This window comes from Streptomyces sp. NBC_01635 (assembly GCF_045209715.1).
Classification (GTDB): domain Bacteria; phylum Actinomycetota; class Actinomycetes; order Streptomycetales; family Streptomycetaceae; genus Streptomyces; species Streptomyces hirsutus.
On sequence record NZ_CP109277.1, the window covers coordinates 94,938 to 115,907 of the forward strand.

The 20,970-nt window shown below is 67.2% G+C and carries 10 protein-coding genes and 11 pseudogenes; 6 read left to right on the forward strand and 15 right to left on the reverse strand.

Translation table 11 applies throughout. From position 1 onward, the window contains the following. Positions 1–102 precede the first annotated feature (102 nt). The 6 genes and pseudogenes from OHB56_RS00455 to OHB56_RS00480 form a co-directional block, all read right to left on the reverse strand. Positions 103–1,131 (reverse strand): annotated as a pseudogene (locus OHB56_RS00455) (IS701 family transposase); the annotation flags it as partial. A 282-nt stretch (positions 1,132–1,413) separates the two neighbouring features. Beyond that, positions 1,414–2,310, reverse strand: a pseudogene (locus tag OHB56_RS00460) (IS701 family transposase); the annotation flags it as partial. Between the two features lie 19 nt (positions 2,311–2,329). Next, a pseudogene (locus OHB56_RS00465) lies at positions 2,330–3,261 on the reverse strand (IS5 family transposase). A gap of 61 nt (positions 3,262–3,322) precedes the next feature. After that, a pseudogene (locus OHB56_RS00470) lies at positions 3,323–3,694 on the reverse strand (transposase); the annotation flags it as partial. A gap of 79 nt (positions 3,695–3,773) precedes the next feature. Then, positions 3,774–5,258 (reverse strand): IS4 family transposase, encoded by a 1,485-nt coding sequence (locus OHB56_RS00475; RefSeq protein ID WP_406350984.1) that lies wholly within the window; start codon positions 5,256–5,258, stop codon positions 3,774–3,776. Positions 5,259–5,706: 448 nt separating this feature from the next. Further along, complete coding sequence (locus tag OHB56_RS00480; RefSeq protein ID WP_406350986.1) at positions 5,707–6,294, reverse strand: RICIN domain-containing protein; 588 nt, start codon at positions 6,292–6,294, stop codon at positions 5,707–5,709. A 494-nt stretch (positions 6,295–6,788) separates the two neighbouring features. Between OHB56_RS00480 and OHB56_RS00485 the strand changes: the two genes are divergently transcribed. From OHB56_RS00485 to OHB56_RS00495, 3 genes and pseudogenes are all read left to right on the forward strand, one after another. Continuing rightward, positions 6,789–7,097: a transposase gene (locus OHB56_RS00485; protein ID WP_406358866.1), complete on the forward strand. Its 309-nt coding sequence runs from the start codon at positions 6,789–6,791 to the stop codon at positions 7,095–7,097. 432 nt (positions 7,098–7,529) lie between these two features. Further along, a pseudogene (locus OHB56_RS00490) lies at positions 7,530–8,341 on the forward strand (IS5 family transposase). A 46-nt stretch (positions 8,342–8,387) separates the two neighbouring features. Next, complete coding sequence (locus tag OHB56_RS00495; protein WP_406350988.1) at positions 8,388–8,714, forward strand: hypothetical protein; 327 nt, start codon at positions 8,388–8,390, stop codon at positions 8,712–8,714. Between the two features lie 305 nt (positions 8,715–9,019). Here OHB56_RS00495 and OHB56_RS00500 read toward each other — a convergent pair. The 3 genes and pseudogenes from OHB56_RS00500 to OHB56_RS00510 all read right to left on the reverse strand — a co-directional run. Further along, a pseudogene (locus tag OHB56_RS00500) lies at positions 9,020–10,048 on the reverse strand (IS701 family transposase); the annotation flags it as partial. Positions 10,049–10,350: 302 nt separating this feature from the next. Further along, positions 10,351–11,664, reverse strand: coding sequence for an acyltransferase family protein (locus tag OHB56_RS00505; protein ID WP_406350990.1), 1,314 nt, complete (start codon positions 11,662–11,664; stop codon positions 10,351–10,353). A gap of 108 nt (positions 11,665–11,772) precedes the next feature. Beyond that, positions 11,773–12,900, reverse strand: coding sequence for an integrase core domain-containing protein (locus OHB56_RS00510; protein ID WP_406350991.1), 1,128 nt, complete (start codon positions 12,898–12,900; stop codon positions 11,773–11,775). 40 nt (positions 12,901–12,940) lie between these two features. Here OHB56_RS00510 and OHB56_RS00515 point away from each other — a divergent pair. Continuing rightward, positions 12,941–13,549 (forward strand): annotated as a pseudogene (locus OHB56_RS00515) (IS5 family transposase); the annotation flags it as partial. Between the two features lie 23 nt (positions 13,550–13,572). Here OHB56_RS00515 and OHB56_RS00520 read toward each other — a convergent pair. The 3 genes from OHB56_RS00520 to OHB56_RS00530 all read right to left on the reverse strand — a co-directional run bounded on the left by OHB56_RS00520 (position 13,573) and on the right by OHB56_RS00530 (position 15,435). After that, positions 13,573–13,851, reverse strand: a complete 279-nt coding sequence (locus tag OHB56_RS00520) for a hypothetical protein (RefSeq protein WP_406350993.1) — start codon at positions 13,849–13,851, stop codon at positions 13,573–13,575. 359 nt (positions 13,852–14,210) lie between these two features. Continuing rightward, positions 14,211–14,633 carry a PPOX class F420-dependent oxidoreductase gene (locus OHB56_RS00525; RefSeq protein ID WP_406350995.1) on the reverse strand — a complete coding sequence of 141 codons (423 nt, stop codon included), beginning with the start codon at positions 14,631–14,633 and terminating at the stop codon, positions 14,211–14,213. 598 nt (positions 14,634–15,231) lie between these two features. After that, a complete protein-coding gene (locus OHB56_RS00530) occupies positions 15,232–15,435 on the reverse strand; it encodes a hypothetical protein (protein ID WP_406359317.1) in 204 nt (67 codons plus the stop codon). Between OHB56_RS00530 and OHB56_RS00535 the strand changes: the two are divergent. Continuing rightward, positions 15,424–16,334 (forward strand): annotated as a pseudogene (locus OHB56_RS00535) (integrase core domain-containing protein). The gene OHB56_RS00530 and the pseudogene OHB56_RS00535 sit on opposite strands and share 12 nt — an antisense overlap. Before the next feature lie 114 nt (positions 16,335–16,448). Here OHB56_RS00535 and OHB56_RS00540 read toward each other — a convergent pair. Both OHB56_RS00540 and OHB56_RS00545 read right to left on the reverse strand, forming a co-directional pair. Beyond that, entirely contained in the window at positions 16,449–17,162 is a 714-nt protein-coding gene (locus OHB56_RS00540) for a hypothetical protein (protein WP_406350996.1), read from the reverse strand. A 491-nt stretch (positions 17,163–17,653) separates the two neighbouring features. Beyond that, positions 17,654–18,100 (reverse strand): annotated as a pseudogene (locus OHB56_RS00545) (TMEM165/GDT1 family protein); the annotation flags it as partial. Between the two features lie 357 nt (positions 18,101–18,457). Between OHB56_RS00545 and OHB56_RS00550 the strand changes: the two are divergent. Then, positions 18,458–19,543 (forward strand): annotated as a pseudogene (locus OHB56_RS00550) (integrase core domain-containing protein). A gap of 301 nt (positions 19,544–19,844) precedes the next feature. Here the strand turns inward: OHB56_RS00550 and OHB56_RS00555 are convergent. Further along, positions 19,845–20,509: pseudogene (locus OHB56_RS00555) on the reverse strand (transposase); the annotation flags it as partial. Between the last annotated feature and the right edge of the window lie 461 nt (positions 20,510–20,970).

A 20,970-nucleotide genomic window follows, 5' to 3' on the forward strand; every position in this document is an offset into this window, starting at 1 on the left:
GTTCACCGCGTGGTCGCGGCCTGCAGGATAGCGGCGGGGTTCAGTTGCCAGCAGACGGCGGATTTCAGCCGGTGTGAGGTCCACGAGGTCGGGCGTGTCGGCCGTGTCACCCTTTTCGCGTTCCTGGGCGGCCATCGCCGCGAGGAACGCGTGGGCGAGCATGGCGAGCGTGATGTGCCGGTACCAGCCCACGTAGCGGCGGACCTCGTACTGGTCCAGGCCGCACTCGTTCTTCGCGCTCTGGAAACACTCCTCTATCTTCCAGCGGCAACCGGCGACGCGGACCAGGTCGGCGGCGGTGGCCTCGAGCGGGGCGCAGGCGAGGTAGTAGGCGATCTCGTCGGGTTTGCTGATGCTGCGGCGGGCCAGCATCCATCGCTGCCGGGTCGGCTCGCCGCCGTCGGGCTCGGCCACGGCGGGCAGACGGGCGGCGGCCCAGTCGTAGGAGCGCTCGCCCTTGGCTCCCTGCCCCGCCGACAGACGCTGCCACGCCTCGAGCGGGGCCTGCTCGATGAGATGGTCGATGCGCGGGCCGTTCACCTGCTGGGACTTGGGCACGGCCACGACGTAGAAGAGGCCGCGGTCTTCCAGGAAACGACGGAAGTGGGAGTCCTGGCCGTAGGCGGAATCGGCGGTGACCCAGGTGAAAGGGAGCGGAGAGGCCAGGGCGCGCTCGATCATGTCGCGGGCGAGGTCGCCCTTGGTGGCGAAGGTGCGGTCGTCGGGGACGCGGGCCGCTCGGCAGCGCTCGCGGTCACCGGTCCAGGACTTGGGCAGGTAGAGCTCGCGGTCGACCAGGGCGTGGCCGCGGGTGGTGGCATAGGCGGCAAACACCCCGATCTGGCAGTTTTCGGTGCGGCCGGCTGTGCCGGAATATTGGCGCTGCACTCCGGCAGAGGTGGTGCCCTTCTTCACGAATCCGGTGTCGTCGACAATCAACACACCGCCTGGCATGCCGAGTTGTTCGGCGACGTAGGTTTGCAGGTCGTCGCGCAGGCCGTCGGCGTCCCACCGGCTGTGGGAGAGCAGGTGCTGCAGGCCGTGTGGGGTGGCGTGGCCGGCGTACTCGGCGAGCTGCCAGCTGTTCTTGCGGCCGACCGGGCCGAGCAGCCCGCGGACGTAGTCCCGCATCCGCCGGCGTGGTTCCACACGGGAGAAGCGTCCACCGATCCGCAGGAAGAGTTCTTCGAGTTCCAGGTCCCAGGCGTTCGTCGGTACGTCGTGGATCACGACAACGGACTGCTCGTCGCGCTGTCATTACATGCGGCGCGGGCACACGTTGGTGGGACGGCCCCGGCAAGACCGTCCCACGACCACAGCGCACCCGCTACACTCCCCGCTGCCAGGCCGTTGACCAGGGTAAATACAGAAGTCCGGCTGGAGTACTAATACTCCAGCTGTAGATCGTGATCTTCATGTCTGATTCACGGCTTGTCGGCGGTAATGGCCGGCCCGGGCTCGGGCCTGATGGCGGCGCCGCCAGTCGGACCAGCGAAGCCGGTGGGCCACGTCGCGCATGGGCCGGACGAATGCTGTGAACAGTCGCTGGATCTCGTTGCAGGTGAGCGGGATCAGACTGTCCGGGGCGGGCCGGCGAGTGTGTTCGTCGGCGCGGACAACGGCGAGAAAGGCGTGAGCGAGCATGGCCAGGGTGACCCAGCGAGACCACGAGGTGAAGCGGCGGACCTGGTGCTCGTCCAGTCCGGCCAGGCCCTTTCCGGACTGGAAGGTCTCCTCCACCCGCCACCGCGATCCGGCGACGCGGACCAGCGTGGCCAGCGGCACCGAGGCGGGCGACCAACAGCGGTAGTAGGCGAGTTCACCGGTGGTGCGGTTCCGGCGGATCAGCAGCCGGTGGCTGCCGGACCTGGGTTCGGCCAGGTCAATGACGGCCCAGTCGTAGAAGCGATGCCCCCTGGCGCCGGCCCCCGCCGACAGCTTCTGCCAGGCCCGCTTCGGCACCTTCGCAGCCAGGATATCCGCGCGGAACTTCCCGGCACTGGTGCTGACTTCGGCCGAGCAGGCGATGGCGAGCACGTAGCCGATCCCGCGCTCTTCCAGCGCGGACCGCAGCTTCGGATTGCCGCCGTAGACCTCGTCGCCGGCGACCCAGCCCACGCGGTGCCCGGCGTCCAGGTACCGGCCGATCATGCGGGCGGCCAGCTCCGGCTTGGTCGCGAAAGCGGTGTCCTCGCCCAGGCCCGCGGCCCGGCAGCGGTCCGGGTCGCACGTCCAGGAGCGCGGGACGTACAGCTCACGGTCGACCGCCGCATGCCCGCGCAGTCCCGCGTAGACCAGGTAGACGGCGACCTAGGCACTGTTTCTCGGATCATGTGCGGAGCCAGATGGCGAGGGCTGCGAGTGTGACGGTGCCGAGGTAGATGTAGGCGCGTTTCTCGTAGCGGGTGGCGACGGCGCGGAAGCCTTTGAGGCGGTTGATGGTGCGCTCGACGGTGTTGCGTTTCTTGTAGCGCTCGCTGTCGAAGCCGGTGGGACGACCACCTCGGGAACCTCGGTTCTTGCGATGTCTCTGCTGGTCGAGACGTTCGGGGATGGTGTGCCGGATTCCGCGCCGTCGCAGGTAGCGGCGGTTCGTCCGGGACGTGTAGGCCTTGTCCGCCAGGACACGGTCGGGCCGCGTGCGAGGCCGGCCGACCCCGGTGCGAGGCACAGAAATCAGCTCCAGCACCCGCTCGAGCTGGGGCCCGTCACCGTAGTGTCCGGGTGTCAGGGTGAGGGCGAGGGGCCGGCATCGCCCCTCGGCTGCGAGATGGATCTTGGTGGTGAAGCCGCCGCGGGACCGTCCCAGGCATTCGCCGATCTGACCACCTCCTCCAGCCGGACGACCAGTTTCCGCAGTACCGGATCGACCTGGTTCGTCCCCCGCCCGGCCCCCCTTTGAGGAACGGCGGCCGGGGGCGCCTTCCTCGCGCCGGCGGCGTGCTGGTGGGCCCGCACGGCTGTCGAGTCCACCGATACCTCCCAGTCGATCCGGCCCGCGGCATCCTCGGCTGCCTGGATGCGAGACAGCAGCATCTTCCAGGTTCCATCTGCTGACCAGCGACGATGCCGTTTATAGACCGTCTCCCACGGCCCGAACCGCTCCGGCAGGTCCCGCCACTGCACACCGGTCCGCACCCGGTAGAGGACCCCGTTGATCACCCGACGGTGATCGCTCCACCGACCTCCACGCGCACCACCGGGAGGTAAGAACGACTCCAGCCGATCCCACTCCGCATTCGTCAGATCCCCACGTCCCATGACGCCAGCCTGCCCCCAACACCCCGCTCAGGTCAGGAGATCCGAGAAACAGTGCCTAGTGGCGGACTTCGGAACGTGCGGCGCGGATCGCCGTCAGCGCCTTCCCGTCCGAGGCGGCGAGGGTGCCGATCAGGCGGGAGACCGTCGGGTCGGAGGCGACCGGCCCGAACACGGCCGGCTCCGACCGCAGCAGGGCGATGTCGGCGAGGCAGTCCCCGCCGAGCGCGACCGCCTGTGCGAGGTCCACGAGGATCTTGCCGGGATCGTGGACGGCCCGCGACTTCCGCCACGGGGCCAGGGCCGCGGATATGGCCCGGTCAAGACCGGTCTTGCGGACGGTCTCGATCAGCAGGACCGAACCGGCCTGTGAGACCACGGCCCGGCCGTCCCCCTGGACGCGGACATGGGGGTAGGAGCCGGTAGGCTGCTTCACCTGGAAAGTGCCTCTGGATTCAGTGGGAACAAGGACCTAGACAATCCTCATTCTTGCTGGTCAGAGCAATGCCGGTGATTTAGGGCGTTTCCGCAGGTGAGGGCAGGTATCCCGGGTTCCGCGTGACTATGAGTGAGTAGCTGACGCGGCTGGGCGGGCGGGGCTCGTCCCGGCGTTTGGCTTCGAACGTGTTCCGCGGTGGTTTCTTCAGTCGCTGGCAGCGGCGGTCGCGGCGCGGGGGCAGGCGGTCGTTGAGGAGTTCCTGGACGACTTCGAGGCGGACGGCGTGCAGGGCCTGCGGGTTCGCTGCGGTCTGTCCAGCGGTGGTGAGCCGGGCGAGCCGCACGGTCGTGGTGAAGGAGATCCGGTCAGGATCGATCTTGCCCTGTTCGGCTGCGTGGACTTTGAGCGCGCACAGTGCCTGGCAGACGGTGAGCAGTGCGTAGATTTCCTGGCAGATGAGCTCGGGGGTCTTGGAACGCAGGATGAAGCCGGCGCCGCGCAGGCGGTTTTTGAGTTCGGCGAAGCCGTTCTCGATCTCCCAGCGCTGGTGGTAGAGCTGGGCCAACTGCCGTGCGGGTGCTTGCCGGTGGTCGAGCAGGCTGGTCGCGAGGCGGAACTTCTCCACCTGCACCGGCCCGTGCTGGGGCCGGACCGTGACGGTGTAGTCGATGATGCGCACGAGGTGTCCGTCGGGCAGCCCTGTCGGGGTGCGGCCCTGGAAGCGGGCGTTGCCCAGGCGCTGGCCCTCGGCGGGGGTGGGCATGACGGACACGTACGAGCCGTCGGGCAGGACCCACAGCGGCGGCAGGACGAGGTTCTTCTTGATCCGCCAGGCGAGGTGGCAGCCGGTCGCCTCGACCAGGCCCCACAGCTCGTGGCCGGCGAAGTTGCGGTCGGCCAGCAGCAGTATGCCGGGCCGCAGGGAGGCGAGCAGGCGGCGGGCAAGCTTGTGCTCGCTGAACCTGGCGATCGAGTCGAAGGCCGCGTCGATGACGGCGTGGGTGCCGCACTCGATCAGAGCCATCAGTCTGACCTGCGGATTTCCGCTCTTGTTGGTGCCGTCGCGGCCGGTGAATCCGAACGTGGCGGCGTTCTCGGGGCTGTCCGGAACGTCCAGCGCGGTGCCGTCCCAGGCGACCAGCCGCAAACCGAAGGCGAATGCTCCCGGGGTCGTGGGTGTCGCCTGTGCGCCGCACCGGCGTTCGAAGAGGGCCTGCAACGGCTTGTCTCCCAGGCGCTGGCGGGCTCGGGTGAGGGCCGAACTGGTGGGCAGGCGCTGCACGAGCCCGCCCGGCAGGTGCCGCAGTTTCTCGGTCAGGGTCCGCAGGACCGCCCGGTATCCCGGCGGCCCGGCGCTGTCGGAGCTGCTGAACAGGCACAGGGCCAGGACGAAGTAGACCACCGCGCGGGCCGGAAGAAGCCTGCGGCGGCGCTCGATCCTTCCGGTCAACTCCAGTACTTCGTCGACTACTTCGGGTGTGATCTCCTCGGTGAGTACACCGAGCCGGATCCGGTCGCCGAACTGCGGCTGCGACCGCCTTCGGGGACTTCGGGATGGCACCGGACGGATTGCCGTGGTGACGGCTGGGGCAACAGCGATGGCAGACTGAGCGCCCAACGGGGCTCCCTCGCAGGCAGTCGGATCTTGGTCGATCTCCTGTCCTACCGGGAGCCCCGTTGCCCTGTCCCGAGATCACCTGGCGCATCATCAGTCCGTGGCGGACCGCCTGTGCATCCCAGGGTTCTACTCACCCAGAACACTCGTCATCGCGCGCTCTACCTGCACTGATGCCCTAAATCACCGGCATTGCTGGTCAGAGGCACTTTCTGCTTACCTGACCGCCTGTCGGACAGCCCGCTTCATGAAAGCGCGAGGCTAGAAGAACAACGCCCCGGGCAAAGGCTCCGGGGCGTTGTGACGACAGGTTCTGACTGAGGCGCGCAAGCCAGTTTTAGGGCCCGGACCGCGCCCGCGGGGGACGCGGGCCGGAACCCTCAATGGCCGTCGGTCACCTGTCGATGATCCTCCAGAGCTGGTTGTCCGAGTCGTCGCAAGTGAATTGGGCAGCCTGCGCGCCATTCGCGGTACTGGCTCCCGAGATTCCCAGGCACAGCTTGCTCTTGCTATTCTTCAGCGCATACCACCCGCTGGGGTAAGAAGACTTCGTAATGAACTGCCAGTCCTGATTGGCGTCGCCGGCCGGATTCGCTTGGATGGCTGCTGCGCCGACGGCGGTGCTGGCGCCGTCGATACCGAGATTCTTGTGTGAGAGAGAGTTCTCAAAGCTGGTGAGGTCGCCGCCCGAATTGAAAGCGTTCCAGTTCTGGACGGCTGAATAGTCACTACCTGACAGGGATTCGGACTGCTGGACAATTTTGGCACCGTTGGCGGTGCTGGCACCTGCGGGCTGCAGGAACTTCTTGGACTTGTAGTTCTGAACCCCGTACTTGCCGTCGCCCACGGCCAGTATGCTCGCCACCGGCAAGGGCACGTCATCGCTCTTCGGCGACTGAGCGTGAGCGATCGCCGGACTGGCCACCGCTATCAGCGCTCCGGTCAGAACTGCCGCGACGGTGTTCCTGGTGCGTGCGCGCATGGTGTATCTCCTGACGTTTGATGTGACGTTTGGTGCGGTTGGTGTCGCTGGGAATACCCAAGCAGGTCGCTGGGGGGATCAGCTAGATCATGCAAGCACTTTGACCTGAGGAGCGTTCTTGACAGGGCCATGGTGGTCTGCTGTCAGAACGCAGGTGTACCTGGATCGCCGTAAATACCGAACGAAGTCGGTCTGGACCACCAGCAAGTACTCCAGCACTTGGCCCGATATCGGCAGATCGCCCTGGCCATGCCGTAACTCACCCGACCGCCGTCCGGACGTCACCAGCGAAAGGGCCGCAGAACCTATGCGGTCACGGAGCGTTTTCCAACCTGCCGGTCGAGTTGGATGGTTGGGCCGACAGATAGGTGAAGCCCCTGGTTGAAGCTTCCCCTTGATCGTGGACACCTGGAGACTGGGATCTTGAGGTTCCAGAGGAAGTAGCACCAGGTGGGAAGCAAGTACACGAAGCGGTACACCTGGGCATACCCGCCATCCGCTCGAGGCGCGGTCCCCGCAGACGCCGCCCCGGCAGGCTCCGCGCCGACAAGGCGTACCACTCCGCCGAGAGGCTGAAGTGGCTGCGCGAGCGGGGCGTCGTCCCGCGCATCGCCAGGCCCGGCATCGAGTCCAGCAAGCGTCTCGGCCGGCACCGCTGGAAGATCGAACGGTCGATCTCCTGGCTCTTCGGCTACCGCCGCCTGACCGTCCGATACGAGCGAAAGGGCAGCCACTTCCTGGCCTTTCTCGGACTCGCGGCGGCCCTGACCTGCTACAAGAAGCTCGCAAAACTCACCACGTGAGACATCCTCTTCATCTCCTGGGTTCCTGAAGGCAGTTCCAGGCGAAAGAACTTCCGCCTGCGACCTCGGCCCACACCGGACAACAGCTGCGACGCGTGGAGCTGGAGTTGCGGGTGTCGGGCGATCTGCAAGACGACCTCGAAACCGCGCTCAAGGCCGCCGCGGTCCCCGCCAGATCACCCCTTGAGGGTGAAGGCACAAGCTGGCTGGTGTCGAGCCACAGTTACTCGTACACCGACAACGAGCGGCCGCTCGTATACACCCACCGACTAGCCTCGCGCTTTCACGAGGTGGGGTGTCCGATACTTGATCAAATATGCGGAAAGTGCTCCTGACCTGCAACGATGGGACTTGTCTAAGAACGCCTAACACAATGAGGTGGATCAGTCCTGGTGGTCGTGTCCGGTCGGTGGGTTAGGCGTTGTCCGTGCCATGGGGGCTTCGCCATGGATCGTGTCGGATGACCTGTGGGAGCGGATCGAGCCGCTCCTGCCGAAGAGGGAGAGGCGGTTCAGGTACCCGGGCCGCAAGCCGGTCCCGGACCGGCAGGTGCTGTGCGGAATCTTGTTCGTACTGCATACCGGGATCCAGTGGGAGCACCTGCCACAGAACCTCGGGTTCGGGTCCGGTATGACGTGCTGGCGTCGGCTGCGGGACTGGAACGAGGCCGGAGTCTGGCAACAGCTGCACGAGGTGCTGCTGGCCGAGCTGAACGCCGCTGCCCGCCTCGACTGGTCGAGAGCGGTTGTCGACTCCAGCCACGTCAGGGCGCTAAAAGGGGGCTCCAGACAGGCCCGTCGCCGGTCGACCGGGGACGGGCCGGCTCCAAGCATCACCTGATCACCGACGGTCACGGCACCCCGCTCGCGGTCATTCTCACCGGCGGCAACCGCAACGATGTCACCCAGCTCATGCCCCTGCTCGACGCCGTCCCACCAGTCCGAGGCAGGCCGGGACGGCCTCGCCGCAAGCCCGATTCGGTATTCGCCGACCGCGGCTACGACCACGACGTCTACCGCGCCCAGGTCCGGGCCCGCCGGATCCTCCCCGTCATCGCCCGACGCGGCACCCCCCACGGCAGCGGTCTGGGCGTCTACAGGTGGGTGGTCGAGCGCACCTTCGCTTGGCTCCACGGCTTCAAACGCCTCCGCGTCCGCTGGGAACGACGGGCTGACATCCACGAAGCCTTCCTCAGTCTCGCTTGCTGCCTGATCACGCATCGACAGGTGCTGTCCTTGACCTGACCGGCACTCACCCCACGTCTATAGACCGACCCGGCAGACTGATCGCATGAACCGAGACGCCCTGCAATCCGCTCTGTCCCAGGATGGCTGCGTCTCTGCACGCGCAGCTCTGGCCGAGCTGGAGGCAGGCGCGGACTTCGAGGTCCACATAAACCAAACGGCTTCTGCGCAACAGCTCTGGGACATCTGGTCCTGGCGGCACGAAGTCATGCTCGACACGGGCGTGACACCTCGGCCCGGACTTGCCGAAGCCATCGCCGGACTCCAAGCTGCAGGAACAGCTCGGGTCTACATGGCGACAGTCACCGGATCGCAGAGACGTTTCACGATCTTCCTGTCGGAAGACCTCACCCAGTGTGTCGCCTGCTGGTGACACCACCTCATTGTGTTAGGACCTCTAATACTCCAGCCGGACTTCTGTATTTACCCTGGTCAACGGCCTGGCAGCGGGGAGTGTAGCGGGTGCGCTGTGGTCGTGGGACGGTCTTGCCGGGGCCGTCCCACCAACGGGTGCCCGCGCCGCATGTAATGACAGCGTCGGGCTCGTGCTTGGTGGCGGCGTCTCCAGCGGGACCAGTTCACCGCGTGGTCGCGGCCTGCAGGATAGCGGCGGGGTTCAGTTGCCAGCAGACGGCGGATTTCAGCCGGTGTGAGGTCCACGAGGTCGGGCGTGTCGGCCGTGTCACCCTTTTCGCGTTCCTGGGCGGCCATCGCCGCGAGGAACGCGTGGGCGAGCATGGCGAGCGTGATGTGCCGGTACCAGCCCACGTAGCGGCGGACCTCGTACTGGTCCAGGCCGCACTCGTTCTTCGCGCTCTGGAAACACTCCTCTATCTTCCAGCGGCAACCGGCGACGCGGACCAGGTCGGCGGCGGTGGCCTCGAGCGGGGCGCAGGCGAGGTAGTAGGCGATCTCGTCGGGTTTGCTGATGCTGCGGCGGGCCAGCATCCATCGCTGCCGGGTCGGCTCGCCGCCGTCGGGCTCGGCCACGGCGGGCAGACGGGCGGCGGCCCAGTCGTAGGAGCGCTCGCCCTTGGCTCCCTGCCCCGCCGACAGACGCTGCCACGCCTCGAGCGGGGCCTGCTCGATGAGATGGTCGATGCGCGGGCCGTTCACCTGCTGGGACTTGGGCACGGCCACGACGTAGAAGAGGCCGCGGTCTTCCAGGAAACGACGGAAGTGGGAGTCCTGGCCGTAGGCGGAATCGGCGGTGACCCAGGTGAAAGGGAGCGGAGAGGCCAGGGCGCGCTCGATCATGTCGCGGGCGAGGTCGCCCTTGGTGGCGAAGGTGCGGTCGTCGGGGACGCGGGCCGCTCGGCAGCGCTCGCGGTCACCGGTCCAGGACTTGGGCAGGTAGAGCTCGCGGTCGACCAGGGCGTGGCCGCGGGTGGTGGCATAGGCGGCAAACACCCCGATCTGGCAGTTTTCGGTGCGGCCGGCTGTGCCGGAATATTGGCGCTGCACTCCGGCAGAGGTGGTGCCCTTCTTCACGAATCCGGTGTCGTCGACAATCAACACACCGCCTGGCATGCCGAGTTGTTCGGCGACGTAGGTTTGCAGGTCGTCGCGCAGGCCGTCGGCGTCCCACCGGCTGTGGGAGAGCAGGTGCTGCAGGCCGTGTGGGGTGGCGTGGCCGGCGTACTCGGCGAGCTGCCAGCTGTTCTTGCGGCCGACCGGGCCGAGCAGCCCGCGGACGTAGTCCCGCATCCGCCGGCGTGGTTCCACACGGGAGAAGCGTCCACCGATCCGCAGGAAGAGTTCTTCGAGTTCCAGGTCCCAGGCGTTCGTCGGTACGTCGTGGATCACGACAACGGACTGCTCGTCGCGCTGTCATTACATGCGGCGCGGGCACACGTTGGTGGGACGGCCCCGGCAAGACCGTCCCACGACCACAGCGCACCCGCTACACTCCCCGCTGCCAGGCCGTTGACCAGGGTAAATACAGAAGTCCGGCTGGAGTACTAAGCCTCATCGGTCTGGGGCGTCGTGTGCTGCGGTATGGGTCCTCGTCACGGTGGCTGAACGCGGCGTGCCAGCTTCCGTCCCCATGCCTGGCCCGGCGCTTCGATGTAACGGTAGGTCAGTACACACAGGGGAAGCAGCACGGCATAAAAAGCGACTTCCAGCATGGGGTTGTCCTGCCGCCACCGGCCGATGGTGCCGTCGGTCACCGCCAGCAGCACCGGATGCACCAGATAAACCGAGTAGCTGATCGTTCCGAGCCCGGTCAGCCACCGCGGAATGCGTCGCCGACGCAACACCAGTCCGATACCGAAGGTGAGCACGGCCAGCAGAAATGCCAAGATCCAGCCACGCCGAGTGAAGTGGGACCCGTCGCCGTACCGGTACGCACTCCCCACAGCGCAGGCCACCACGACGGCGGCAGTGCAGGCCGCATACCGCCAGGTGCTCTGACCGCTTTCGGCCCGGTAGACGGCAGTGCCGAGGAACATCACGGCAAGGATCACCAGGCCCTCCCACATGGGGACCGTGCCGTTGAAAGCGACCAGTGCGAGCGCCAGCGCCCCGCCCAGCATCGCCCCGAACACGCGGCGCACAGGTGACCTGGCACTCGCACAGTAGATGGCGACCACCATGGTGATCGCGGCGACGGCTACCAGCGGGCCGGTCCCGATCGCGCCGGAAAGGGCGGAAACGGGCAGCACGGTCCCTACCGCTACGCTCCCAGCGGCGAGCGCTGCCAGGGTGATGGCGACCGTCGCTGACCGCTGATGGAGCCGGACCGAGAACAGAGCGACGACCAGCAGGTAGAAGGCCATCTCATAGGAGAGTGTCCACAGGACAAGAAGGAGATTGGGCGTTCCCAGCAGCTCTTGGAGCGAGGTGACGTGGGCGACGGCTACCGTCGCAACGCTCTGTCCACCGAAGTCGCGAATCTCAGCAAATCCCAGCAGGCCGGCCGCAAGGACCGCGGTGACAACAGCCCCCCACAGCGGGTAGATGCGGAAGAGACGCCCGACCCAGAAGGTCCGGACGCATCCTCGCCGCTCGAGCGAGGCGGGGATGATGTAGCCGCTCACGAGGAAGAACACCATGATGCCGTACCGACTGGTGTTGAATTCCGGCATCAGCTCCCGCCGGAACTCCGCCATAAAAGCGTACGACGAGTGGTCGAAGACCACGACGAGTGCCGCGATGCCACGCAACGCGTCCAGCCATCCCAGCCGCGATGGACGGGCCGACGCCCCGGATGCGGGTAGTCGTGTCGGCGCAGAAGGTAATTGCCGCAGCGCAGGCTCGGCGCGGTGGGGGGCTTCCATACTCATCTTCACGTTCAGTGCCTCGCCGATGTTCAACCGCACACCGATCATCCATTGATGCGCACGATTCGATGAAGCGGGCCGACAGAGCGTTGGGAGGCTGACGGTGCCGTGGTTGGCGTGTGCCGCTTGGAAAGTCATCGCTGCTGGTCAAGCCGCATATCGATACTCGTTGATCGCTCCGCCGAGGATGCGGGTGCGTAGGAGTTTGCCGGGATGGCCGTGCTGGCGTTCGGCGGCGGGTTCCTCGCTCACGTCGGGCGGGAGTTGGTCCCGGGCCTGGTGAGGCCGGTACCCGTTGTAGTGATCTTGGTACCGGCCGAGAACGCGACGCGCATGGGCCCCGTTCACGATCAGCACGCGGTCCAGGGCTTCCCGGCGGATCGTGCCGATCACGCGCTCGCAGTGGGCGTTCATTCGCGGCGCCCGGGGCGCGCTGAGCAGCACGTCCACGTCCTCTGACTGGAAGACGGCATCGAAGGCCTCGGTGTACTTGGTGTCGCGGTCACGCAGCATGAAACGCAGGGACTCCATCCGTGTGCCGAAGTCAGCGGCGAGGTTGCGCGCCTGCTGCACCGCCCACTGGCCGGTCGGGTGGGCGGTAACGCCGGTCAGGTGCAGGCGCCGGGTGCCGTGCTCGAGGAACGCCGGCACATACAGGCGCTTGCCCAGGACGGTGTCGAGGTGGAAGAAGTCCGCGGCAATGATCCCCTCGGCCTGGGCAGTGAGGAACGCGCGCCAGCCGGGGCCGGAGCGGCGTGGGGCCGGGTCGATGCCCGCAGCATTGAGGATCTGCCAGACGGTGGCCGGTGAGATCGGGTGCCCCAGCCGGGCCAGCTCGCCCTGAATCCGGCGATGGCCCCACCTCGGATTCTCCTCGGCCAGGCGCAGGACGAGCTTCTTCAGCGCGGCCGGGGTCGGGGGTCGGCCGGTGCGGCCGCGGCGCTTGGAATAGTCCCACTTCTTCGCGATCAGCCTGCGGTGCCAGGCCAGTACGGTGCCGGGCTGGACCTGGAAGACCTGCGCCCAGCGACGGCGCGGTATCAGCGAGGACAGGGCAGCAAACCAGAACCGGTCGGCCGGCTCGTAGCGCACCGGTCCTGCGAGTTGGCGGCGCAGGACCGTGTTCTCGTGCCGCAGCACGAACAGTTCAGCTTCCTTCGTGGTGTCGCGGCGCAGCAGTATGCCGGGGACGGCCAGCAGCTTCCGGGTCACCCTGTACAGCAGCGAGACGATCACCACGACAGCATCCCAGCTGCTACCGACGCTCCAGGACATGGGTACGCACCTGCAGCGATGACTTTCCGAGCGGTACAGGATACGACAGGGCGTCTTCGCCCGGCTCAACCAGATCGCGCTGGAGTCCTACGACCGGATCGTCGGCCTCGTCCTCGACCAGATCGCCGTCGACGGCTCCATCACCAAGGCGCCCGGAGGCGGCGAGGTGGCCGGTCGCTCCCCGGTCGACCGCGGCAAACAGGGCCTGAAACGCTCGGGCATGACCGACGGATACGGCATTCCACTGGGCCGCGTCCTGGCCGGCGCCAACCGCCACGACTCCCCGCTGCTCGCCCCGACCCTGGACCGCCTGAATGACCTGGGCCCGCTGCCCGACGACATCACCGTGCACCTGGACGCCGGCTACGACTCGGACACCAACCGCACTCTGCTCAACGAACGCGGTCTGCGCGGCCGCATCGCGCACAAGGGCGAGAAGGCACCCATCCAGGCCAGCCAGCGCTGGCACGTGGAGCGCACCCACGCCTGGCAGAACTCCTTCCACCGGCTCGCCCGCTGCTACGAGCGGCGTGCCACCGTCGTCAACGCCTTCTTCGACCTCGCCGACACGATCATCACCGTGCGCAGCCTGATCCGGCGGGCATGGACGACTCACCGCTGGGACGAACGCCCGAACCGCCGGCCATGACCGCACCATCATCCGCGCCACATCTAAACGTCGCGCACCGCGAGCAGTTCGACCGCCGCCCCAGACGACTCCAGCAGTGGTGCAGCGGCAGAACGCCGGGGATCCGCCCGGTAGGCAGCGAGATCCTCGTTGGTGGGAAAGGTTATGAGGTGGGCCTCGACCTGATCGTCCAGAGTGCGCAGTCGGCGCTCAAGCCGCCCTCCATACTCGGCAAGGAGGGGCAGGACAGCGCCTTCATAAGCGTCGAAGGCGCCCAAGCCCCCTTCAGGTAGCCGCGCGAGCATCAAGTAGGTGACGGCCATGGCCCCCCTCATAGCGGTCTGTAACCGGTGATCTTCTGAGCCTAGCTGGAGTACACGCCCTCAACGCCGCCTATCTGCGCGACCTCTAAGATGCACATCCTGTCGGATTGGAATGGACCACGCTGGCTGGGCGGGTATCTGTAGAGCATGGTCGTGCTGCTGGTGCGACGACCGGTGTAGGCCCTTGCGTAAACCACTCACAGCGGGTGACGAAGGCTTGCCAACCAGCCTGCTGCACCTTTGCCAACTACGCAGCTACACATCCTTCGGACCAGCGACTGACGTGCACTGGTTCAGTTCGAGTGAGCATCCACGGAAAGCCTGCCTATATGCCGCCCACCCCGGGTCGGGGCTGGGAATCACCACCCGGAGGGCTTCACGGTTCCCATGACGCGGCTGACGGTGATCTCGATGACGACCCGGTTCGGGTTGACCCGCGGGGTCTTGTACCGCTCGGCGTACCGGCGCTCGGCATCGGCGACGGAGGCGGGATCGTCCTTGATCACGGCTGTGCCTTCGAGAGTGCACCAGCGCCGGCCTTCGACCTGCCCCACGGACACGCGTGCCTCGGTGCCGACGGCCAGGGCGGCGCGGACGTTGCGCGCCTTCTTGCTGCCGCCGTCGGTGATGACGCGGGCAATCCGTGCCTCGGGGTCGTACGTGACGCCGACTGGGGTGAGGTGCGGCGTGCCGTCAGGCCTGAGCGTGGTCAGGAAGCACGTGCGGCGCTCCCGCCAGAACACGTCGTCCCCCTCAGCAGGCTGCGGTGCCCTGATGTCCAACGTCGGTCTCCTCGGTGCAAACGGCTCAGCGCGACGTCCACGAGCCCGAAGAGGCGGGGAGGCCGACGGTTCAACCGTAACGGGCCGCCCCGGCCGGGCCCCGCTTCCCCCGGCCCGCCCGGACACAGGCCAGCAGATGGCCAAGGCCGAGGGAGATTCCCGCCCGCTGCACCCACCGAGCCACACCCAGCCCCACCACCACAACCCTGACCAGCAACAACACACTCCATGCTGTACCGACCGGCAACAAACCGACCAGGCAAGATACCAAAAACGTCTGCGCTAAATCGGCATCCGTGTCACCACCCGAAACCCCCACCACAGCACACCGAACAGCAGAAACCCGATACCAACCGCACTGACATCACCATGCCAAACCACCACCGACAAAAACATACAGATCATCAGAGGCGGTGGACTGAAACTACCGCCTCGCGGGGCCGCCGGATCCGGTACTGGTGGCCAATGCGCGGTGGCTGGCCGGTTACCGGCACTGCGGGTGCCGATAAATCATCCGCTCAGGCCACGGCCTTGATCGGCCTTCTCTGATGCGACGTCGGCCGCCCCGCTGTCTTCACCTGGGCAGGGGAAGACGGCATCATGACCGGTCGTGCTGCTGCGCCTGGCCTACCTCGCCACGACCAACACCCTGGCACTCCTGCGCCTGCTGCCGATGAGCGACCGCGACAAGGACATCGAAATCCTTGCGCTCCGACACCAACTGCTGGTCCTGCAACGCCAGGTTGGCAAGCCCGCCTTCACCGACACCGATCGCGCCATCCTCGCCGGCCTGCTCCACCACCTCCCAAGGAGAAGCTGCGCCACCTCCTGCTGCTGGTACGCCCGGACACGATCCTGCGGTGGCACCGCAACCTGCTCAAGCGACGCCACGCCGCGACCTGTGCGCCGAAGCGGCGTGGGCGCCCGCCCACCGTCCGCTCGATCCGCGTCCTGGTCCTGCGTCTGGCCAGGGAGAACGCGTCGTGGGGGTATCGCCGGATCCACGGCGAGCTCGCGGCTCTCGGTATCGAGGTCGCCGCCTCGACCGTCTGGGAGATCCTCCGCGAGCACGGCATCCCACCCTCACCCGAACGGCAGAGCACCATCTGGGCCGAGTTCCTGCGCAGCCAGGCGGCCGCACTGCTCGCCTGCGATCTCTTCGAGACCCGCACCTTGACCGGGGCGCGCCTGTACGTCTTCGCCGTCATCGAGCACTCCAGCCGGCGCGTCCGGATCCTGGGCGCCACCGCGCACCCGACCGCGGAGTGGATCGTGCAGCTCGGCCGCAACCTCGCCATGGACCTGGAGGACGCGGGCAGCAGGGCCAGGTTCCTGATCCGGGACCGAGACGCGAAGTTCACAGCCGCCTTCGACGCCCTGCTGGCCGACGCCGGCCTGAAGGTCGTCACCACCGGCATCCGGATACCCCGGATGAACTCCCTCATGGAGCGCTGGATACAGACCTGCCGGCGCGAGCTCCTCGACCGCACGTTGATCTGGAACCAGAGCCACCTCCTGCACGCGCTCCGCGAGTTCGAAACCTTCTACAACGAGCACCGCCCGCACCGAGCCCTGGGGCAAGCGGCTCCGCTCCGCCAACTCCCCGAACCGATCGCCGATCCCAGACAGATCAACCCCCTGGAAGTCCATCGACGAGATCGACTCGGCGGACCCCTTCACGAGTACCAACATGCTGCGTGACCAGGATGGATGAATAATCGGCACCCGCAGTGTTCGGGGTGGGGTGCTGCAAGGGGACCCCGGCCCGATTCCAGCGGGCCGGGGGCTTCATGGTGTGCCGGGGTGGCGGTTCGGTCAGCGTCCGCCGTGTTCGTTGTTTCCGCCGTGTCCGCGGAAGTGGTGGATGACTCGGAAGCTGCCGACCACTCCGTTCTTGACGAAGACGCCGCCCTCGACGTGGCGGGGGTGCACGCCGTCACTTGAGCTGTGCGGTCCGACGGTGGCGATGGGGGCGCCGTTGTCGCAGGTGGCTCCGCGGAAGACCTCGACGCTCCTGCGGCTGTCGTTGCGGATGTTGAGACTTCGGGAGCCCAGGCCGCTCACGACGGTGACGCAGCCGCCCGGGTCGTCCGAGTAGGAACGCTCGTTGATGTGGATCCGGCCTTCGTGGTCCTTGCCTTCGCTGTCCTTGCCGAAGTCGCCGCCCTCGTTGTCCTTGCCTTCGCTGTCCTTGCCGGAATCGCCGCCCTCGTTGTCCTTGCCTTCGCTGTCCTTGCCGGAATCGCCGCCCTCGTTGTCCTTGCCTTCGCTGTCCTTGCCGGAATCGCCGCCCTCGTTGTCCTTGCCTTCGCTGTCCTTGCCGGAATCGCCGCCCTCGTTGTCCTTGCCTTCGCTGTCCTTGCCGGAATCGCCGCCTGTGGGGGCCGAGACGGGGGCGGCTGCCTGCTGGACCGCGGGAGCGGCCTGGGCCGGCTCGTAGGCGGACGCCGAGGCGTAGGTGATACCGGTGGCGGCCAGGGCCGCGACGGCCGCGACGGCCGCGGTAACGACGTTGGGACGGGTCTTCATCACGCGCTTCTCCTGTCTCGGGAAATCGGCCGGCCAGCCGACTCGTGATGAACGTACTGACAGATTCCTATATCCGCCATCTCGGGACATAAGGGAAAGTCTGCAAATTGACTCCAATCGAGTTATAGGGGGGCACCTATGTGCCGTGTCACGGCGCGCTGACGGGTAACCAGATGATTTTTCCTGTAGTGGCCTTTATTTCCCGATACGCTGTCCGGGGGACTTTTTTGGCGCCTGCTCACCCGCAGTCGCGGCGTGCCGTTCGTTGACACATCAGGTGAAACCTGTATTCCCGTTGTGCTGCCGGGCGGTGGGTGGGGCGCGCGGGCGGGCCTGTGACGTGACGTGGTGTCGTCCGCAGGGTTCGGCAGTCCCGACTTGCCGATGGGGTGAGCTGGCGAGCCGAAGTGATGGGCAGGATTTGGCTCTGTCCGTTGTCCGCCGTCGGGGCCGCACCGCGTGCCCTGGTTGGTCACCGGTTGGTCGGGGCAGCCGGTGAAGGCTTCGATGAGGGTCCAGATGGCCAGTGCGGCCATGCAGGCGCCGCCGATGCGCTGCACGGTCTTCAGGGGTACGCGTTTGGCGATGAACTTGCCGACGAGGAGGACGAGGGCAGAAACGGACATCAGGGCGGCGGGGCCGATGGCGGTGGGGAGCCAGCCGTTGGTGGCGGCGAGGTTGGCGGTGGTGATCTGGGTGAGGTCGCCCCATTCGCTGATGAAGACGGCCATGAAGGCGGTGGTGTAGACGGGCCAGAAGCCGGTGACGGTCTTGGTGCCGGCTTCGTCGTCCTCGTCGTCGCTTCCGCTGCGCAGGAGAACGAAGGCGCCGAAGGCGAACAGGGCGGCCGAGACGAGTTTGACGGCCAGGTCAGGCAGGAGGCCGAGGAGGCTGCCGGCGCCGACGGCGATGGCGACGTGGACGATGAATGCGGTGGCGGCTTCCCAGGCGGGCTGACGGCCTGCAGGAAAGCGGCCCGGGAGCAGGGGCGGTTTGCCCAGGGCGGCGAGGAGGTCGTGGGCGAGGCCGGTTTCGCTGGTGGTGCCCGCGCCGGGGCGCAGGGTGATCCGGCCGGACGGCGGATGGTGGGCGGCCAGGGCGGGGTGGGTGTGGATCGCGTCGTCGCCTGGGTCGAGGACCACAGTGACGGACGGCGGTAGCACGGTAAGCGGCATGGCGGTGGGGCGGTGGGGCGGTCAGCCAAGGCGTGTCCCGCTCGGAAATACGATTCGGGTTTGGCCTGCAGCTTCTCCGTGTGGGGCAAGGGCCTCCGCGGCGCCTGGGATGATCCTTCGATGCCACCGTCGATCGTCACCGCGCTGGTCCGGAATCTGATCAAGGTGCCCGCTGCCGTGCTGCGCAGTCAGGTGGCCAAAGATGCGGAGGTGCTGGCGCTGCGACACGAGAACGCGGTGCTGCGCCGCCAGATCGCCCGGGTCTGCTATGAGTCCGCCGACCGGATCTGGCTGGCCGTCCTTCCCCGGCTGGTCCCGCGGGAACGCTGGCGTCAGGTCTTCGCAGTCACGCCGACCACGCTGCTGGCCTGTCACCGACGCCTGGTCTCCCGGAAGTGAACATTCACCGAGCGCCGCCACCCGGGACGGCCCCCGACTGCGCCCACCGTCAAGCAGCTCATCCTGCGTCTGGCGCGCGAGAACAGCACCTGGGGCCACCGCCGCATACAGGGCGAGCTCGCCCGCCTCGGCTACTCCATCGCCCCGTCCACCGTATGGGAGGTCCTGCAGTCCTCGGGAGTTGACCCCGCCCCGCATCGCTCCGGCCCTACCTGGCGCCAGTTCCTCACCACCCAGGCCCACGGCATCATCGCCGCCGACTTCCTGCACCTCGACACCGTGGCGCTGGGGCGCCTGTACGCCCTGATCTTCATCAAGCACGGCACTCGCCGATTACACCTCGCCGGCGTCACCGTCCACCCCACCGCGCAGTGGACCATCCAGCAGGCGAGGAATCTCGCCATGACGTTGGGGTGCCGGATGGACTTGCTGCGCTTTCTGCTGCGGGACCGGGATGCGAAGTACACCGACGCCTTCGACGCCGTCTTCCAGGCCGACGACGTACAGATCCTGCTCGGCCCGCCGCAGGCACCGAGAGCGAACGCGATCGGCGAGAGAGCCGTGGGCACCCTCCGGCGCGAACTCCTCGACCGGATCCTGATCTACAACGAGGCCCACGCTCAAGCGGTCCTGGCCGAGTACATCCGGCACTACAACCAGCACCGCCCCCACCAGTCCCGACGGCAACTGCCCCCGGACAGCACCAAACCGCCCGCTCCAGCCACCGTCACCGACCTCCAGGCCCAGCGAATCCGGCGACACCCCCTCCTCGGCGGCCTGATCAACCAGTACCGGAGAACCGCCTGACCGAACGGCCTCTCCGCAGCTCACAGCACCGAATCGCATTTTCGAGCGACACAGGGTGTGCCGACTTAACGGCTGATCTTGGTTTTTGACCTCGATCTTGCATGAGGGTCTCGATCTCGCATGAGGGTCTCGATCTCGCATGAGGGTCCGGCAGCTTGCTGACGGACCCCTTCTGCTCGCTCAGGGCGGAGATTTCTGCGTGTGGGCAGGGTGATGGTCCGGCTGTCGCGTCGGGTGGGCGCCAGGTTCCACGGCTCGGGTTCTGGTGGTGCTGCTCGTAGGGACCACATGCTGCCGGCCAGCCGGGGCTCGGGAGAGTGTCGAGCCGGTCGAGGGCGTCTGTGATGATGCCGGTCCAAGGCCATTGGGCCGCGAGGCGGAGGATGCGGCACCGTCCGGTGATCACGATCTGGGCGGCGGCGGAGAACAGCCGCAGACGGCGGGGCTCCCACAGCCGGGAGCCGCCGGTGAGAGCGAGCATCGGCATCCAGGCCAGCAGGTCCATGCCGATCTGGACGATCTCCAGCCAGACCTGGTTCTGCGCGGTGTCGTGCAGGGGGAGGTTGCGCAGTCCGGTGGCGCGGGCGGCACGGATGCGTCCTCGGCGCGGGCCCGCTGGCGGTGTCGCAGTTCCAGCTCGGCGATCGGGGTGTTCTTGCTGTTCGTGGCGAAGCAGGTCGAGCGCATTCCGTCGGCGTCGGTGAAGCACAGTTGGGCGCCGAGGTGCGGGCATTCCTTGCGGACGATCAGCCGTATCCCCTTCGACCGGCCGGTCAGGCAGTCGCTGTCGACGTCGAGCTCGGCGACCTAAGCGCCGTCACGGACCACCTGCCGCCACCCGAGTTCCGAATTCATCTTGCGCGCTGCACTGCCAACTGGACCGCCTGGCCTGCGCAGCACAAGCGGCGAGTTCAGCCCGTGCATCGCTCGCGCCATCCCACTCAGCGCCGAGCAAGCCCTCCCCCGCCACGGGCCGAACGCGCCGCCCAGTGCAGCGGAGCAACGGCAGGCCGCGATCAAGATCAATGAGTCGGTACCTCATGGGGACCGGCTGGTGTCGATGTATCAAAGAGCCTGCGTAGCCGCAGGTGCAGTCGCTGTTCGCACTGGTACGCATACGTGGTCAGGTCCAGCTCAGTCGCGACGGTGGGAGCTCCGGGGAGGGGTTGAGCCTCCGACCGCCCCTGCTTCAGCACAGCCCGACGCAGAAGCCTGGGCTGCTTCCGGCCTTGGCCGCAGCGAACAGCTTTGGTGCCCAGCCAGGGCTGGAACGGTGCGCGGCGGCCGGGTCGGTGCACGAGAGGAGTGGGTCCACCGGCGAGATCGCAGCGAGCACGATGATCGCCTCACGCCCATGCACCGTGTCCGGGAGACGGGCCGGGCGGGCGAGCGCTACCGCGGGCACTCCCGCAGACGGGGTCCGCTCC

Coding starts and splice junctions, on each gene's coding strand:
- OHB56_RS00510 (WP_406350991.1), bottom strand. CDS start 12,900: ATGTCCTGGAGCGTCGGTAGCAGCTGGGATGCTGTCGTGGTGATCGTC.
- OHB56_RS00495 (WP_406350988.1), top strand. CDS start 8,388: ATGAACCGAGACGCCCTGCAATCCGCTCTGTCCCAGGATGGCTGCGTC.
- OHB56_RS00520 (WP_406350993.1), bottom strand. CDS start 13,851: ATGGCCGTCACCTACTTGATGCTCGCGCGGCTACCTGAAGGGGGCTTG.
- OHB56_RS00480 (WP_406350986.1), bottom strand. CDS start 6,294: ATGCGCGCACGCACCAGGAACACCGTCGCGGCAGTTCTGACCGGAGCG.
- OHB56_RS00540 (WP_406350996.1), bottom strand. CDS start 17,162: ATGAAGACCCGTCCCAACGTCGTTACCGCGGCCGTCGCGGCCGTCGCG.